General features: G+C 56.7%; 12 protein-coding genes and 1 pseudogene. 5 read left to right on the plus strand and 8 right to left on the minus strand.

The genetic code is table 11. From position 1 onward, the window contains the following. Positions 1–43 precede the first annotated feature (43 nt). The 4 genes and pseudogenes from FY046_RS03390 to FY046_RS03405 all read left to right on the plus strand — a co-directional run. Positions 44–997, plus strand: a pseudogene (locus FY046_RS03390) (ABC transporter substrate-binding protein); the annotation flags it as partial. An 11-nt stretch (positions 998–1,008) separates the two neighbouring features. Further along, positions 1,009–1,533 (plus strand): GNAT family N-acetyltransferase, encoded by a 525-nt coding sequence (locus FY046_RS03395; RefSeq protein ID WP_171149107.1) that lies wholly within the window; start codon positions 1,009–1,011, stop codon positions 1,531–1,533. Then, the gene (locus FY046_RS03400) at positions 1,520–2,419 is read left to right on the plus strand and encodes an amino acid ABC transporter permease (protein ID WP_133841437.1); all 900 of its coding nucleotides are present in this window, start codon (positions 1,520–1,522) and stop codon (positions 2,417–2,419) included. The genes FY046_RS03395 and FY046_RS03400 overlap by 14 nt, the downstream gene beginning before the upstream one ends. A gap of 2 nt (positions 2,420–2,421) precedes the next feature. Further along, positions 2,422–3,216 (plus strand): amino acid ABC transporter ATP-binding protein, encoded by a 795-nt coding sequence (locus tag FY046_RS03405; RefSeq protein ID WP_133841436.1) that lies wholly within the window; start codon positions 2,422–2,424, stop codon positions 3,214–3,216. Positions 3,217–3,394: 178 nt separating this feature from the next. Here the strand turns inward: FY046_RS03405 and FY046_RS03410 are convergent, their stop codons facing one another. From FY046_RS03410 to apbE, 3 genes are all read right to left on the minus strand, one after another. Beyond that, complete coding sequence (locus FY046_RS03410; protein WP_133841435.1) at positions 3,395–5,047, minus strand: multidrug ABC transporter permease/ATP-binding protein; 1,653 nt, start codon at positions 5,045–5,047, stop codon at positions 3,395–3,397. Positions 5,048–5,141: 94 nt separating this feature from the next. After that, a complete protein-coding gene (alkB, locus tag FY046_RS03415; protein ID WP_133841434.1) occupies positions 5,142–5,783 on the minus strand; it encodes a DNA oxidative demethylase AlkB in 642 nt (213 codons plus the stop codon). A gap of 17 nt (positions 5,784–5,800) precedes the next feature. After that, positions 5,801–6,850 carry an FAD:protein FMN transferase ApbE gene (gene apbE, locus FY046_RS03420; protein WP_446185754.1) on the minus strand — a complete coding sequence of 350 codons (1,050 nt, stop codon included), beginning with the start codon at positions 6,848–6,850 and terminating at the stop codon, positions 5,801–5,803. Between the two features lie 452 nt (positions 6,851–7,302). On the opposite strand from apbE, the gene FY046_RS03425 reads away from it, so the two are divergent. Beyond that, complete coding sequence (locus tag FY046_RS03425) at positions 7,303–7,467, plus strand: hypothetical protein (protein ID WP_159336293.1); 165 nt, start codon at positions 7,303–7,305, stop codon at positions 7,465–7,467. 107 nt (positions 7,468–7,574) lie between these two features. On the opposite strand, the gene ompC is transcribed toward FY046_RS03425, so the two are convergent. The 5 genes from ompC to FY046_RS03450 all read right to left on the minus strand — a co-directional run bounded on the left by ompC (position 7,575) and on the right by FY046_RS03450 (position 16,328). After that, complete coding sequence (gene ompC, locus FY046_RS03430) at positions 7,575–8,681, minus strand: porin OmpC (protein WP_133841432.1); 1,107 nt, start codon at positions 8,679–8,681, stop codon at positions 7,575–7,577. 473 nt (positions 8,682–9,154) lie between these two features. Then, a complete protein-coding gene (locus FY046_RS03435; RefSeq protein WP_133841431.1) occupies positions 9,155–10,324 on the minus strand; it encodes an HlyD family efflux transporter periplasmic adaptor subunit in 1,170 nt (389 codons plus the stop codon). Then, positions 10,321–12,486: a type I secretion system permease/ATPase gene (locus FY046_RS03440; protein ID WP_446185755.1), complete on the minus strand. Its 2,166-nt coding sequence runs from the start codon at positions 12,484–12,486 to the stop codon at positions 10,321–10,323. Before FY046_RS03440 ends, FY046_RS03435 begins: the two co-directional genes overlap by 4 nt. Positions 12,487–12,524: 38 nt before the next feature. Further along, positions 12,525–13,874, minus strand: coding sequence for a TolC family outer membrane protein (locus tag FY046_RS03445; RefSeq protein ID WP_200642972.1), 1,350 nt, complete (start codon positions 13,872–13,874; stop codon positions 12,525–12,527). 66 nt (positions 13,875–13,940) lie between these two features. Beyond that, positions 13,941–16,328 (minus strand): BapA prefix-like domain-containing protein, encoded by a 2,388-nt coding sequence (locus FY046_RS03450; protein ID WP_446185756.1) that lies wholly within the window; start codon positions 16,326–16,328, stop codon positions 13,941–13,943. Positions 16,329–16,727: the final 399 nt, after the last annotated feature.

Consider the following 16,727-nt stretch of genomic DNA (forward strand, 5'->3'; position numbering starts at 1 on the left):
GGGCTGAGAACGGCCCGATTCATCTGCATTTTCACCATAATAAGAGTCATTCATCATGAAAAAATCATCCGTATTACTGGGCCTGCTCAGCGCGTCTTTGTGGCTTGGCACCACAGCAAATGCAGAAACCGTCAAGATTAACGGGACCGGGATCAGCGTCGAGGCCAATGCCACGCCGGTGCACGCGCCGCTGAATCCGGACGCCGTCAAACTGCTGCCGAGAGATCTTAAGCTGGCCGTACCGGGCAAGTTTACCGTCGCCGTTGCGGCACTGAACTCACCGCCACTGACGCTGTTCTCCGATGACAATAAAACCCTGCAAGGCAGTGAAGTGGATATCGCCCGCCTGGTGGCTGACAGCCTGGGGCTGGAGCTGAACGTGGTACCGACCTCATGGGAGGACTGGCCGCTGGGCGTCAGTTCCGGTAAGTATGACGCCGCCATCACCAACGTGACGGTGACCAAAGCGCGTAAAGAGAAGTTCGATTTCGCCACCTACCGTAAAGACTCCCTCGGTTTCTACGTGAAGTCTGACAGTAAAATCACCTCACTGACCAAAGCCGAAGATATCGCCGGGTTGCGCATTATTGTCGGCTCCGGCACCAACCAGGAAGCGATCCTGCTGGCGTGGGATGCCGAAAATCAGAAGAAAGGTCTGAAACCGTTCACGCCTAACTATGTGAAGGATGATGCTGCGCAAACGCTGGCACTGCAGTCCGGACGCGCCGATGCCTTCTTCGGCCCGAACGTGATCGGTGCATGGAAAGCCGCACTGACCGGAAAAACCAGGCTGGTGGGCAGCGTGGATGGCGGCTGGCCGAAAGCGGCCCATATCGCCGTAACGCTGAAGAAAGGTAACGGGCTGGTGACTGCCGTTAACGCCGCGCTAAATGGCGTGATCAAAGGGGGCGAGTACGACAAGGTGCTGAACCGCTGGGGCGAAGGCATTGAGCGTCTTGACCATTCTGAAATCAACCCGGAAGGCCTGGGCGACTAACGGAGGTCAGCATGAGCCATGAACAGTTCCGCCAGCTGTCGCCGGAGGCGCCTGAACTGGCGCCGATTATCGACGGGTTATTTGGTGAGTACAGCGCACGTTACGGTGACTTCTTTGCACGCGATGCCGAAGTCGAACTGACCGAATGGTATTTGTCGCCCCGGGGGATGTTTGTGGTGCTGGAGCGCGACGGGGACATTATTGCGATGGGCGCTTACAAGGCACTCGATGCCGAAACAGCAGAATTGAAACGCATCTGGACGCGCAGTGACCTGCGCCGCCAGGGCCTGGCCCTGAAGGTGCTGGTGGAGCTGGAACGCCGCGCCCTGCTGGCGGGTTATCGTCAGGTGTATCTGACCACCGGTTTCCGTCAGCCGGAGGCCGTGCGACTGTATCTGTCCCACGGTTATCAGCCGCAGTTTGATACCCGCCGTGATCCGGAAGAGTACAGCCTGCCACCGCATGATGGCCGCCTGCGCTTTACCAAGCCGTTGCACCAGAATGTCGATGCAGGAGCCGCCAATGAAACCCAGTGAAACCCTGCGCGTCGTGCCCGCACGCTACCCGCTGCGATTGGTGGGGGCGGTGATCGCGCTGTTTATTCTGGCCGTGGTGATCCAGTCCGTGGCGTTTAACCCACGCTGGGAGTGGTCAGTATTCGCTCAGTGGTTCTTTGCCCCGGCGATCCTCAGTGGTCTGGGCCAGACGCTGCTGCTGACGCTGATCGCCAGCCTGCTGAGTATCCTGCTCGGAGTGGGCCTTGCGCTGGCACGTCTCTCCCCTTCCTGGCTGCTCTCCGGGCTGGCGTTCGGTTATATCTGGCTGTTCCGTTCGCTACCGCTGATTGTGGTGCTGATTATTCTCTACAACTTCTCCTATCTTTACGACACGCTCTCACTGGGGATTCCGTTTACCCCGCTGACGCTGGTTGAGTATAAAACCATTGATGTGCTCGGGCAGTTCAGCACTGCGGTGATTGGGCTGACGCTGGTGCAGGCCGCCTATACCGCTGAGATTATTCGTGGCGGGATTTTAGGCGTGGATCAGGGGCAGTTTGAAGCCGCAGCCGCTCTTGGTTTACCGTCATCGCGCCGCACGCTGCGCATTATCCTGCCGCAGGCGCTGCGCTCCATTATTCCTACCGGCTTTAACGAAATCATCAGCCTCGCCAAAGGCACCGCGATGGTTTATGTGCTGGCGATGCCGGAGCTGTTTTACACCATCCAGATGGTTTACAACCGCACGCAGCAGGTGATCCCGCTGCTGATGGTGGCAGCCGTCTGGTATCTGCTGATCACCACGGTGTTATCGGTGTTCCAGCACTATGTGGAACGCTGGCTGGCCCGGGGTGCCACGCGTGAACCCGTTAGCCGCCTCGCCTCTGCGCGTCTGCGCGCCGCCGTTACCCCTGTCAGGAGCTAATCATGTCTGAAGCTATCGATCTGCACAGCGATGCCACTCTCGGTCATATTTCGATTGCCGGGGTGAGTAAAAGTTATGGCCGTTTCAAGGCGCTGGACGATGTGTCGCTGGAGCTACCGCCGGGTTCCGTTACGGTGATCCTCGGCCCTTCCGGATCGGGAAAGTCCACCCTGCTGCGGGCAATCAATCATCTTGAGCGCGTGGATGAAGGTTTTATTCGTATTGATGGCGACTATATTGGCTATCAGCGTAAAGGCAATAAGCTGTATGAGCTGAAGGAAAAAGCGATCCTCAAACAGCGTATCGGCGTGGGCTATGTGTTCCAGAATTTCAATCTGTTCCCCCACCTCACGGTGCTGGAAAACATTATTGAAGCGCCGCTGGCCCATAAGCAACTGTCACGCGCCGATGCCGAAGAACGGGCTTTGCAGCTGCTCGACACGGTCGGTCTGCGCCATAAAGCCGATGCCTGGCCGCGCCATCTTTCTGGCGGGCAGCAACAGCGAGTGGCGATTGCCCGCGCGCTGGCGCTGAATCCGAAGGTGATTCTGTTTGATGAACCCACGTCGGCGCTGGACCCGGAGCTGGTCGGCGAGGTACTCGATACCATTAAGCAGCTGGCGCGTTCCGGCACAACGCTGGTCGTGGTCACGCACGAGATCGGTTTCGCCCGCGAGGTGGCGGATAATGTGGTGTTTATGGTGGAAGGGAAAATTGTGGAGCAAGGCAGCGCCGGGCAGGTGTTGAACCAGCCGCAGCATCCGAGGACCCGTCGTTTTCTGGCGAAGGTGCTGTGATAAGTCAGTATCACCATAGGGTCGGGGTACGCCTCGACCTCATCGGCAACGGGCGAGGCATGCCTCACCCCTACGAAAACCTTTATCTGTCACGGGCGAGGCGTGCCTCGCCCCTACGAAAACCTTTACCTGCCACGGGCGAGGCGTGCCTCGCCCCTACGAAAACCTTACCTCGCCCCTAGACTAATGTATCCGTCCTTTTCACGGCATCCAGCGTAGCCTGATCGCGTTCATCCCCTGTCAATTCACTCAGTGTGCCGTCACGCATCTCCAGCAGGCGATCCGCATGCAGGAAATAATGGTCATCATGGCTGATGGCAAACACCGTTTTCCCCAGTGACTGCAACCACGGCAACAGCTCGCGATAGAAGATGCGGCGGAAGTGCGGGTCCTGATCGGCGGCCCACTCGTCAAGCAACAGGATATCGCGCTGCTCTGCCGTCGCCAGCAGCAGCGCAAGGCGCTTGGTCTGCCCCTTCGACAGCTTCAGGTTCAGCACGCGGTTGCCTTCCAGCTTGATTTTATCCTGCATTTTCAGGCGTTCCAGCCAGTTCTGTACCAGCGCCGGGTCAATCGCCTGCCCCTGATCATCAATCAGGCGGTCAAACAGATGCACATCGGTAAACACCGCCGAAAACAGGCGACGATAGCTCTCCATTGAGGACGCTTCCACCACCTGGCCATCCAGCAGAATGTCGCCAGACACCGGCTGATATAACCCGGTCAGCAGCATCGCCAGCGTGGATTTCCCACTGCCGTTACCGCCAATCAGGAACACCAGTTCGCCACGCTTAAGCGTCATGTTCACCGGGCCAACGTGGAAACCGTTATCGCCGTAATGGAACATCAGATTACGCAGTTCCAGCGTCTGCCAGTTTTTCGCCGCCGGAAGCTGCGGGAACTCAGCTTCATAAGGCGCCAGATTAAAGGTGTTCAGCTTGTCGAAGGCTACCTGTGCAGTCAGCAGCGTGGGCAGTGCTCCCACCGCTGAAAGCATCGGCGTGCGCAGGAACAGCAGGGTCAGCGAGTAGGTCGCCGCCACCGCGGTATCGGCCCAGCCAAGGCTGTTCGCCAGGTAAAATGCCAGCCCGATGGCGCCCAGCATCATGATATTCGACCAGTTCACCGCGCTCAGATGGTAAGTATCGGCCCGCACAATATGGTGACGATAGGTCTTTGCATCTTCGCTGTAGACGTTTTCAAAGATCTGCTGCGCGCGCTGACGGTTCAGCGCCAGCTCTTTACGCCCTTCAATAATAATCTGGAAGTCGTGATACAGACGGTCTTCCGTGTCGCGCAGCACCGCCATATGTTGATAAACGCGTGCCACCAGCAGCCAGCCGCCGATAATCGTCACCGCCACCCACACGGAGGTCACCACCATCATTTTCGGTGACAGCCAGGCCAGATAGGCCGCAGAGCCGATCGTCAGGATGATCCCCTGAATCAGCTCCGGCAGACGCACAAAAGCAATGGTGATATTGCGCACATCACTGGTCAGGCTGGCCAGCAGCTGAGCGTTACCAATCTGCTCAATGCGCTCAACCCGCGTGTCGAGAATACGTTTGATAAATTCGCCGCGCAGACGATAGACGAAATGGTGGCCCAGCATGGTCAGCGCCAGCTGTGAACCCAGCGTAACCGCCATCAACAGCAGCAGCAGTCCGAGAAACTGCGGTAACACCATCACAGAGGAATTAAGGGTGACGATCAGTTCGCGGTTAATGAAAGCAATCAGTCCAATCCCCAGCGCGGCGCTAAGAAGGCTAAGCACGATCACCAGAATAAACGGCCAGCGATACTGCTTATAAACAACGTGAAGCAACTCCATGAATACGTCCCGGCAGGTAAAAAGCAGCTTGCAGTTTAATGAGAAGCAAGACGAGATCAATAACAATTCTCATTCGGGAACGTTTACACGCGGGCTAGCGGGCGCGGCGAAAGGTCAGATTGAAGCGAAAAGGCCCGGTGAGCGGATGGATGCCGGGTTTGAGCGGCAGAATACCGTGGTAACGCAGACGTGATGGCCCGCCCCAGACCACCACATCCCCCTGCTCCAGCAGCACGCGCTGGCAGGCGTCAGCGCGCTCAAAACCACCAAATAAAAAGACCGCTGGCAGCCCCAGCGATACGGACACAATAGGCTGACGCAGATCGCGTTCATCTTTGTCCTGATGCAGGGTAAGCTTTGCCCCCGGTTCGTAGCGGTTGATCAGACAGGCATCGGGGGAAAAACCACTAAACCCGGCTTCAGCGGCGCAGGTCACGGCCAGCTCCCGGAAGGAAGCGGGCATCGCGGGCCAGCGCTTGCCGCTGACGTCGTCCTGGGCGCTGTACTGGTAACCGCGTGAGTCCGTAGACCAGCCAAGATCGCCGCAGTTGGTCATCGCCACTGACATCTTATGGCCGCCGGGCGTGATGCGATGTTCAAAAGGATTCTGCGCAGCAATCTGGTTCACCTGTGCCATCAGCTCTGCGGCGCTGTCACGAACGCGGCGGCGCAGGATCACCGCGCCGTCCATCAGCGGTTCTTGCCACGGGGCATCATCGGCAAACAGATCGAGCATTGGAACTCCTTCGCGTATCAGTGTGGAGAGGATGGCGGGATAAAGGCCGCAAACTGTGGCGACATCCAGTGGCTGAAATGATCACCCTCTTTGAAAATCAGATAGACCGCCAGCTTATCACGCAATGCCAGTGCTTTGGCCTTCTCGGTACCCAGCACCATCAGCCCGGTGTCCCAGCCATCGGCTTCCAGCGCCGTGGTGGCAATCACCGTGACAGAGACCAGCTTATGCTGAATGGTGCGACCCGTTGACGGGTCAATCACGTGTGAGATGCGTTTTCCTTCCAGCTCATAATAGTTGCGATAGCTACCGGAGGTGCTGATACCGTGCCCCTGAAGGTCGACAATCGCCTGAACGGCGTTCTCCTGATCGGTCGGTTTCTGGATCGCCACCTGCCACGCATTGCCCTGGGCATTTTTGCCGCGCGTCAGCACCGCGCCGCCCACCGACACCAGATAATGGTTAATCCCCTGCTGCTCCATCAGCCGCGCCAGATGGTCGGTGGCAAAACCTTCACCGACGGTCGAGAGATCAACATACAGCTCAGGCAGGTCTTTCTGCAGCCAGGATTGCCCGGCACGGTTGATCACCTGTAAATGTTCCAGCCCGGTTAAGGCGCGGGCAGCATCAATCTGAGGTTGTGTCGGCGTCTTCAGCGGCTGTTTATCCGGCCCAAACCCCCACAGGTTAACCAACGGACCCAGCGTGATATCCATCGCGCCTGAGGTCTGCTGCCCGATGCGTAACGACAGCGTGATGATATCGGCCATGTTGTTACTGATGGGCTGCGGCGCGCTGCCGCGATACTGGTTAAAACGTGACAAAACCGAATCACTTTTCCAGGTGGAAAGTTCGTGGTCATCGTTATCCAGCTGCTGCTGTATCGCTTTTTGCAGGGCGTCACGACGCTCAGGCGCGACGCCCGCCAGGCTCACCCTCCAGAATGTTCCCATTGTTTTACCTTCGAGCACCATCCCTTCAGATCCCGCTGATGGCTTAGGATTGTCACAGGACGTCAGCAAGTAAACCACCATCAAACCTAAAAAAAACCGCCATTTACTCTTCATATCAACCTGTAACCTTGATTAAAAACTGGTCCGAACCGTGCTTTACCGCAGGGAAAACTCGGACTCGATGCCTTGATCTTACCGCCATTGCTCACCAGGATGGTAGCTGTACAGGGCACTCGTGACGCCCATCATTCACTCTTAAAGGAGAGCCATAATGATCTATTACGTGCTTCTCATGGCTTCAATCGCCCTGATTATCTTTGCAGGCTTTAAGCATTACAAGCAGACACACGTCCGACAGTTACCGCGTCCGCGTCACCGCTAACACGGTATGCCAGACTCCCCCGGCCGCACCGGGGTGAGTTCACCGGCACCATCCTGGTGCATCATGCCTCTCTCTGAGCCGCGCACAGTATCACAAGCCACCTGAACCGCCCCTCAATCCGCTCTCCCCCAACCTGGCACGTTTTCTGCTTGATAACCCTTATTGTTCAGAATGAGGAAAGGTCATGCGCAACAAAAATGCGGTCAAAGAAAACCAGGCCCGACGTCGTCTGTTGAGATTTTCACTGCTGACGCTCGGAGGAGCAGGACTGGAAGGCAGTACGCAGCATTTCGCCGGGAAAGAAGAAGGAGAAGAGAGCGATAAAAAAGTGGCCGTGATGGCCGCCTGAACCTGGCATGATCAAAAAAGCCGCCTCTGCGTCATATCACGCAGAGGCGGCTTTTTATTGTGCCTCAGGCTTATCGCGGCCAGGAAAATGGCCGTATCAGGTGAGGATTAGAACTGGTAAACCAGGCCTACAGCCACCACGTTGTCGGTATTGATACCGGCAGCCTGGGTGAAGTTGTTGTCATCCAGCAGATTGATCTGGTAATCCGCATAGGTCGACATGTTTTTGTTGAAGTAGTAAGTCGCGCCGACATCGATGTACTGTTTCAGGTTCTGGGTGCCCCAGTTCTGAATATCGGTTCCGCGTGAAGTCACGTAAGCCAGTGACGGACGCAGACCAAAGTCGAACTGATACTGTGCAACCAGTTCCCAGTTTTCTGCTTTATCGGCAAAGCCGTAGGCGGCCGGATTATCCGTGCTGCCGAAGCGAGTCGCGTTGTACGATTTGGTGTACATGGCTGCCAGGTAAACGTTGTTCGCGTCATATTTCAGACCTCCGGTGTAAGCTTCTGCTTTGTCACCGTTGCCCAGCAGCGCATTGCTGTTCTGGGTATTGGTGCGGTCAGAAGAGAACATGGCAGCACCAGCGCTGAAGCCCGCACCGATGTCGTAGGTGGCAGAAAGGCCATATCCATCGCCGTTCTGTGCGGTAGCGCTACGGTTGCCCGCCACTTCAGCATCGCTGTCATTTTTACCCTGGTACTGTACGGCGAAGTTCAGGCCTTCGACCAGACCAAAGAAGTTGTTGTTACGGTAGGTCGCCATGCCCGAGCCGCGCTGGAACATGAAGTTATCTGCACCGTAGGTATCGCCACCGAACTCTGGCAGTACGTCGGTCCATGCGCCGATGTCGTATGCCACGCCGTAGTTACGACCATAATCGAATGAGCCAGCGTCACCGAATTTCAGACCGGCAAAACCAACGCGGGTATAGCTGTTCGCTGTTCCCTGGGCTTCAGCGGTGTTCAGGGCTGCCTGATATTCCCACTGACCGTAGCCGGTCAGCTGGTCGGAAATCTGGGTTTCACCTTTGAAGCCGAAACGCAGATAAGACTGGTCGCCATCTGAACCGGAGTCGTCTGAGAAGTAGTGCAGACCATCAACTTTACCGAACAGATCCAGTTTGTTGCCGTCTTTGTTATAGATTTCTGCCGCACCCGCTGAACCTGCTACCAGCAACGCCGGGACCATCAGAGAAAGAACGCGAAGTTTCATTTTTTAATACCCTCTCGATTATAAGTCTTATATTGCCACTGCGTGCTGTAGGTAAAAATTAAGCACTTAGTGTCATGTTAAGCTTGGGAGAGTAATAATCCATCAAGAAAATGATACTAAATCACATAAAATGTTTCTTAAGGGGGTAAACACATTTCTTAATGTAAATAAAGCGGAACTTTTACGCAGCACAAATAGATAACTAATTGCGTACTTAAAGACAAAAAATAAGATTCGTCTTATAATTCATTGCATTACACCTACATGTAACAATGCGCACTGATTGATAAAATTATTCTGCCATGAAGCAGTATTATTAGCGCGCTATCATCATTTATTGAATTATTATCTTCATTCACCCCGAATGAGTTGCACCACCTATTAATATTGCCAGGCTTTGTGCCTGGCATTTTTTTACGTATTTTATTCCTCTGAGAAATTATTCTTTCCTGGTATTATCTGGCGACGAAAATCTAGCGTTCGCGCATCGACTCTTTAACTTTATTCAGCGGTTTAATCAGATAATCCATGACGGATTTCTGGCCGGTTTTAATCTCTACGTTCGCGACCATCCCCGGCACGATCGGGAATTTTCGTCCGGCTTTGTTGGTCAGTTCGGCCTTGTCGGTACGCACATAAACCCGGTAATAGTACTGGTCACGTTTGACCTCATCCTGCAAGGTATCGGGTGATACCGTCTCCACTTCACCGCGCAGATCGCCATAGATTGACGAATCATACGCCGTCACTTTGACCGTGGCGGGCAGCCCCGGACGGATATAGGCGATATCACGCGGGTTAATGCGTGTTTCGATCAGTAGCTGGTCCTCAAGGGGGACAATCTCCATCAGCTTACCGCCGGGTTGCAACACGCCGCCCACGGTGGTGACCTGAATATCTTTAACGATGCCGCGTACCGGTGAGTAAATAGTGGCGCGGGTCAGTTGATCCTCTTTCCCGGTCATCACCTGTAATTGTGCATCCAGGTCCGCGTTGTTCTTCACCTGCTCTTCGCGTGCGCGTACCGCGTAGTCATTACGTGCCTCATCGATTTTCCCCTGAAGCTCAGCGACCTGACGGCGCAGGCGGATCACTTCCACCTCACCCGCCGCCCCTTTCGCCACCAGCGGCTGGGTCATGCGCAGCTCATCCTGAACCAGTTTTTTTGACTGCTCCAGATTGCTGACGGTCTCTTGCAAATTACGCCGCCGCGACTGGTAAAGTTGCGTTTCACGCGCCACCAGATCCGGCTCTTTCAGCGTTTCGGCACTGAATTTCAGCGGCGCGCCCGTCAGTTCAGCGGTTAAGCGTTCGGCCGATCCGCGCAGCGTTCGCGCGCGTGATGCCGCCTCACCAAAGTTGGACTGAAAACGCGTCGGGTCAAGTTTTGCCAGCACCTGCCCTTTCTCGACGATATTGCCTTCATGGACGTTGAGCTGGTCGACGATGCCGCCATCCAGACTTTCAATCACCTGCGCACGACTGAGCGGCGTGACCTTGCCCGTTCCCACCGTCACTTCATCAAGAATGGCGAAATGTGCCCAGACAAAAAACAGCACCAGCGCGACAGTACAGACCCAGATGATGGCCGAGGTGCGCCGTTCATTCTGTTTCAGACTGCGATCCATCAATACAAGGCTCATGCGGCATCTCCTCTTGCACTGGCCGCCGGCGGTTGGGCCTGTGCCGTCTGCGCGGTAGCACGTTTCAGGATGTCATCTTTCGGGCCATCAGCAATCACGCGGCCGTTATCCATGACAATAATGCGATCGACCATTTTCAGCAGCGCCGGGCGATGCGTCACCAGTATCAGGGTGCGCCCACTCAGCCAGCCTTTCATCTGACTGATCACATGTTCTTCCAGCTGTTCATCCATCGACGCGGTGGGTTCGTCCATCAGCACCACCTGCGGCTGGCGCAGGATCATACGGCTGAGCATCACCATCTGGCGCTGCCCGCCGGAGAGTCCGCGTCCGCCCTCATTAATAATGCGGTCCAGGCTGGCCGCATCCTGCTGCACCAGGCTCAGTGCACCGCTGACGCGTAGCGCCTGTAACATATCCTGCTCGCTGGCGTGGGGGTTGCCCAGCATCAGGTTCTGGCGCAGGGTGCCGAAGAACAGACGAGAATCCTGTGACAGCCAGCCCAGCTGTCGCCGCAGGTCAACCGGATCAATGCGGCGTAAGTCCACGCCGTCGACGATCACTTTGCCCTGGGTCGCCATCGCCTGCCCGGCCAGCAGTTTCAGCAGCGTCGACTTCCCGGCCCCCACTCGTCCCAGGATAGCGATGCGTTCGCCGGGTTTAATTTGCAGCTGGTTAATGGTGATCACGTTTTTCACGTTTTCTTCATCGTAGCTGTACTGCACGCCACGCAGATCGTAGTGACCGGTCAGCGTTGGGCAGTGGGCCATTTCTCCCTCTTCCGGCTGGTCGAGCGGTTTCTTCAGCAATTCATCCAGCCCGTTCATCGCACTTTTCGCATGTTGCCAGCGCGAGAACACCATCGTCAGCTGCATCAGCGGCGCAATGGTGCGCGAAGAGAGCATACTGCTCGCCACCAGCGTACCGGTGGTGATCTGACCGTCGAGCACCAGATAGACCCCAAACACCAGCATGCTGGCGTAGGTCAGTTGCTGCACGCTCGACGCCCAGCCCGTGAGGCGCGCCCCCCACAGACGCTGCTGCATGCCAATCGCGGCGCTCACTTCGTGCGTCTGCTCCCACTGACGCTGGAAATAGGGTTCAGCCTGCAGTGATTTAATATCTTCAATACCTTCAATGGTTTCCACCAGGATGGCGTTACGCAATGCTCCTTCGCGTAATCCCTCTTTGGCCAGTTTCGCCATAGGAATCTGGATCAGCAGGCCGGGAATGACGATCAGTGGGATCGCCAGCAGCGGCACGATCACCAGCGGGCCGCCAATAAACGCCATAATAAACAGGAACAGGATGACAAACGGCATATCCGCCGCCGCCCCCACGGTGGTGGAGGTCAGCAGCTCACGCACCTGATCAATTTCACGCAGTTGGGAGATAAACGATCCGGTGGATTTCGGCCGCGCCTCGTTACGGATATTCATTGCACGCGCAAACAGCATGGAAGAGACTTTCAGGTCGATGCGTTTTCCCATCATGTCAGACACCTGCGTACGCATCAGACGGATGAGATATTCGATAACGGCGGCAATCAGTACGCCGCCAAACAGCACCCACAGCGTCGCTTCTGACTGCGCGGGGATGACCCGGTCATAGATCTGCATGGAGAACAGAATCCCCGCCAGCGCCAGCACGTTACCGACAATCGAGGCCAGGGAAATCTCGCCGATTTTGCGCCCCATCCCCTGGAAGTTCTGCCAGAACCAGTGCTTTTTATACGGCTGGACGAACTCATCAATACGCGCATCACGCCCGCGTGCCGCTACGCCGATAATCCCCACCTCCTGCTGACTTTGTGCCAGCAGCAGCGCCAGTTCGGTTTCACGCACCACGTCACCGCCGTCACTGAGCCAGTAGCGGGCATTGCCTTCGCCATCAATGGCTTCAATCACCACCACACTGCCGCTCTCCATAATCAGCACCACGGGCGTCACTTCCTGACGCCAGCGGATTTTGTCACGCGCCGTCATGGTGAGATGCAGCCCGAGCAGCCCCGCCAACCGCTCCAGCTGCTGCGGCGGCGTGAGGTGCTCAAACCAGCGCATCTGCTGTCGCAGTGTTTTACCATCAGCCGGTTTACCGAAGCGGGCGGCCACACGCAGCATGGCATCGATCCAGTTTTCCGTGGTTGCGGTTTGTTTAGTCATAAAAAACGGCCTTATCTGGTTGTCTTACGTGCGCCGCATCACAGCGACGGCAGCGTTTGTCCACTGTTCTTTTCGCGGTCAATGCCTAAAATATCCAGCAGATTATCCACCGCTGCGGCATAACGAACCGTGGCATCCCAGCCATCGTACAGCGCCGTCAGACGGCTGCTGTCAGCCTGAAAAACGTCCTGCTCCACACTCAGCAAATCGTTCAGGCTACGCTTATTCAGTTTGTATTCATCGGCATACACTTCACGCGTATGGTCTGCGCTGCTCAACTGCTGCTCCCCGGCCTCTTTACGCTGCTGCGCGCCGATCATGTCGGCATAGGCCGTAGAGGCATTCTGGTTGATTTGCAGTTTTGACTGCTGGATGGCGGCCTCAGCCGCTTCACGATCGCCCTCAGCCGCACGGGTTTTTGCATTCACCAGCCCGCCCTGATACAGCGGCGCTTCTACCTGCAATTGCAGTTCGTCATCCCAGTAGGATCGGCTGTCATTTTCATAGCGGGTACGGCCAGCCTGGACTTTAATGGTCGGCCAGTGGTTGGACGAGGCCTGGCGCACACGCTCCAGCGCCGCCTCTTGTTTCGCCTGCGCACTGCGTACGGCAGCGCTTTTCTCATAGGCGATTTTGTCCAGTGTCACCTGCTGGTTCAGCAACGCCTGCGGCAGTTCTGGCAGGTTTTCAGACGTCACGCCCGTCAGCACGGTCAGTTGCGCACGCGCCGATCGCGCCTGTGCGCGGTACTGCTCCATGCTGGCGTTCATACCGGCAATGCGGGTTTGTGCCTGCAGGACATCAGACTGAGAACTTAGCCCGGCATCTGCACGCAGCTTTGCCATGTCCCTGACGCGCTGCAAAGACGCGATGTTCAGACGCGCGGCATCCACCAGCGCCTGGTAGCGTTTCACCGCCAGATATGCCTGAAGGGTGTCCTGTGCCACGGTGGTCATGGTGTCATAAAGCGCATAGCGGTAGGCATCGGACAGCTTGTGCTGCTCGTCGATTGCCCCTCCGGTACGGCCAAAGTCATACAGCAACTGGCTGAGGGTGATGCCACCCGAGCCACTGTTATTCAGGCTCCCTGAGGAGTCGGTCTGGTGCGATCGCCCACCGCTGGCTGCCAGCGACACCTGGGGATACCAGGCGCTTTTTGCCGCATCCAGTTCGGCCTCACCGACGCGGATCTGCGCAGCGGCTTCAGAAATTTTGGGATTACGTGCAAATGCTCGCAGGATAGCGTCACGCAGTGTCAGGCTGGCGATCTGCTCTTCCGTGGGTGCTGCGCGCCAGTTAAATGCCGCAACAGGTTCGTCTTTCGCCGCCTGTGCGCTCTGCCCCACCAGGCAGGTTGTGAAACACAGCAATATCACCCTATTTTTCATCCAGACACCTGTGATCATGATGTTCCGGGCCAGAGGCGGGAAATGCCCCGCCTCTTCTGCCCCCAATTAAGCGGTTTGTAACTGCAATTGATGTTGCGTCAGCACGTCTGCCAGCGTGCTTTCCTGAAGGGGAGCGTGATACACATCCGGCATCGGTTCGCTGCTGTTCCCCGGTAACACCTGTGACCAGACACCACTGTCGGTGGTACTGAGCGCCACCGGGCTGTCCCCGGTCAGGAGCAGTGACTGAACGGCGGTGAGGTCGTCCTGCGTTGTCGCGGCCACCAGCACATCGCTCTGCGTTGCCAGACCCAGACTGGCGAGTTGCAGCGATCCGCTGTCCGTCGCACTCCCCAGATCAACGTGGATCTGGTCAGACTGTTCAACCCAGTTACCGGCACCGTCCGAGGTACCAAAATAGATAGAGTTCAGCCCGTCATGCACATTGGAACCGGACAGCGGCACGGTGATGCTCCAGTGGTGATCCTCCGTCAGGGTCGCGCTGTAATACGGATAGTCATCCACCCGGATGCTGATCAGGTTAATGGGGAAGGTATCAGCGAAGGTGCCGCCAATAGTGACGTACTCCTGGCCGTCAACCACGCTGACGTCCGCCGGGGTAACGTCATCGACGGTGAAACCAATTTTGCTGGTGTAATGACTGATTAGCAGGACATCGCGGGTGGCGCTGGTGCTGTTGCCATTGGGGTCGGTGGCGCTGAAGGTAAAGGTATATTTACCGTCGGTGATCGCCGCCAGTTCGCTGTCATTGATCGACACGCGCCAGATATTGTCACTGGCGACGTTGCCATAATAGGTTTTACCCGCAAGATCCAGTGTAACCACCGTGCCGGAAGGCAGGTTGCTGGAGGTGCCCCACATTTCAAGCCCATAGATCCCTTCACGGTAGTTGACGGCATCATCGGTGGAGATGGGGTCAATGCTCAGTGACGGCAGGGTATCAACAGAGGTTGCGAGGGTGATGTTGTGCGCCGTAGATGTGCTGTTACCCGCGGCATCACTCAGGCTGGCCTGCACGCGATAGACGCCATCGTCCAGCCCCTGAAGCGCGCTGGCCGGGATAGCCAGATTCCATGTGCCACTGCTGCTCACCACCGCGTGCCAGGTCTGCTCATTGAACAGCACATCCACGGTCCGTCCCGCTTCGCCCCAGGCCGAACCGCTAATCAGCAAATCGTCACCCTTTTCACTGGCATCAATCACGTCATCGCCCGAAATCTCATTCATGGTGATTTGTGGGTCGCTGGTGTCGATAACAATCGGCGTGCTGCTGCTGCCCTGCTGGCCCCAGCCATCGGTGGCGGTGACCACAATGGTGCTTTCCCCCTGGCCCATCAAATACAGGGCATACGAATCAGGACTCAGTGACCAGTTACCGTCGTTGTCCACCGTGGCGTTGTAGTTTTCTTCACCCATCGTCACCACCACCTTCTGCCCACTGCCGGTCGATCCCGTGCTGCCGGTCAGGGTCTGCTGCGTTGCCAGCTCGGCACTGTTCAGGATGCCATCGCCAAACGGCAGGTCGAGGGTGGGATGCGGCGGCTCACCGATGGGCGTCAGCGGCTCAACGGTAATCACTTTATTTGCGGTCGACGTGCCGCCGCTGGCGTTAACGAAGCTGATACTGATGGTGTTGCTGCCGTCGGGCAGCGACTGGAGATCTGCGGCAGGCAGGATAACGCTCCAGCTACCATCGCTGGCAATCTGCGTGCTGTAAGTGTGCGCATTCAGGCTGACGGTCAGCGTGCTGCCTGCGGCAATATTGGTGGAGGTCCCGCTGAAGGTTTGATCGCTCTGGCGCTCGTCAGCACTGATCACCGCATCGCCCGTCAGCGGGGTCACGGTGAGTGACGGGCTGCCGCCCGTGCCTGTGCCGCTCTCCGGTGGCACAACCACCGGGGTGCCACCGCCGCTGGCAGACGTACTCTGACTGCTGCTGTCATCGCTGCTGCTGTGATGGCTGGCCAGCGCCACGCCACCGCCGACCCCGGCCAGCCCGAGTAGCCCCAGACCAACGGCCGTCATGGTTCCACTGCTCTCCGCTGCGGCGGGCGCACCGAGCAGCGCATCGACGCTGGCCAGCGCCTGATAGGTTGGTGTCAGGGCCGTTGCGGCATCGGGGGTATTCAGCCCGCTGCTGAACAGCGCATGCTGCGGCGGGTTCACTCCGTCATCAAACAGCAGTTCGCTTTGTTCGCCGTCGATGGCCGTGAAGAAATGCTGATAGCGCACCGTGCTGCCATCGCGCATGTGAAGGATCAGATCGTCGCCCTGCTGTTGATACTCAACAACGGAGGTGGTCGGTGCATGAATTTTCACCAGCGAAGGCTGATCAAGCCGCACGGTTTGAGACGTATGAGGCTGGCTCTGAGACAGCAGTTTTCCGCTATCGCGAGAGAGTATATCGACGAAGCCAGATGCAGGCTGAGTCATGGTGTTTCCCCTTGTGTACCCGGTAAAGTGAGTAAGCGTTTGCGAAGAAAAGCCCAGCCAGAGGCCGTTTTTTTCACGCAAAACATCAGCCAGCGCTACAAAAATAGCGCCGAGCGTCACCCGGTGTACAACGGATCACAATGTAATCCATAACAAGGAAAATGATTAAAATAGCTATTATAGTAGCGCTGGCGCGGCCTACGTTAGCCTTGTCATCAGCACATTACTACTGGCCAAAATCTGGAATTACACTTCGCCAGCGGCCTTATATCTTATTGTAATTTCTGCCTTACTCACTTTAAAAAAACCTTTCTTAGTTTATTTAGGTCCACAACGAACAACAGCGGCCGAAGCCGCTGTTGGATTGTTTCGCTACCAATCTATCACTTCTTCTTAACT

Source organism: Erwinia sp. 1181_3 (assembly GCF_052824965.1).

What these genes read in the sequence shown, in the direction of transcription:
- FY046_RS03410 (WP_133841435.1), bottom strand. Translation starts at nt 5,047, where the DNA reads ATGGAGTTGCTTCACGTTGTTTATAAGCAGTATCGCTGGCCGTTTATT.
- FY046_RS03450 (WP_446185756.1), bottom strand. Translation starts at nt 16,328, where the DNA reads ATGACTCAGCCTGCATCTGGCTTCGTCGATATACTCTCTCGCGATAGC.
- alkB (WP_133841434.1), bottom strand. Translation starts at nt 5,783, where the DNA reads ATGCTCGATCTGTTTGCCGATGATGCCCCGTGGCAAGAACCGCTGATG.
- apbE (WP_446185754.1), bottom strand. Translation starts at nt 6,850, where the DNA reads ATGAAGAGTAAATGGCGGTTTTTTTTAGGTTTGATGGTGGTTTACTTG.
- FY046_RS03440 (WP_446185755.1), bottom strand. Translation starts at nt 12,486, where the DNA reads ATGACTAAACAAACCGCAACCACGGAAAACTGGATCGATGCCATGCTG.
- FY046_RS03400 (WP_133841437.1), top strand. Translation starts at nt 1,520, where the DNA reads ATGAAACCCAGTGAAACCCTGCGCGTCGTGCCCGCACGCTACCCGCTG.
- FY046_RS03425 (WP_159336293.1), top strand. Translation starts at nt 7,303, where the DNA reads ATGCGCAACAAAAATGCGGTCAAAGAAAACCAGGCCCGACGTCGTCTG.
- FY046_RS03435 (WP_133841431.1), bottom strand. Translation starts at nt 10,324, where the DNA reads ATGAGCCTTGTATTGATGGATCGCAGTCTGAAACAGAATGAACGGCGC.
- FY046_RS03445 (WP_200642972.1), bottom strand. Translation starts at nt 13,874, where the DNA reads ATGAAAAATAGGGTGATATTGCTGTGTTTCACAACCTGCCTGGTGGGG.
- FY046_RS03405 (WP_133841436.1), top strand. Translation starts at nt 2,422, where the DNA reads ATGTCTGAAGCTATCGATCTGCACAGCGATGCCACTCTCGGTCATATT.
- FY046_RS03395 (WP_171149107.1), top strand. Translation starts at nt 1,009, where the DNA reads ATGAGCCATGAACAGTTCCGCCAGCTGTCGCCGGAGGCGCCTGAACTG.
- ompC (WP_133841432.1), bottom strand. Translation starts at nt 8,681, where the DNA reads ATGAAACTTCGCGTTCTTTCTCTGATGGTCCCGGCGTTGCTGGTAGCA.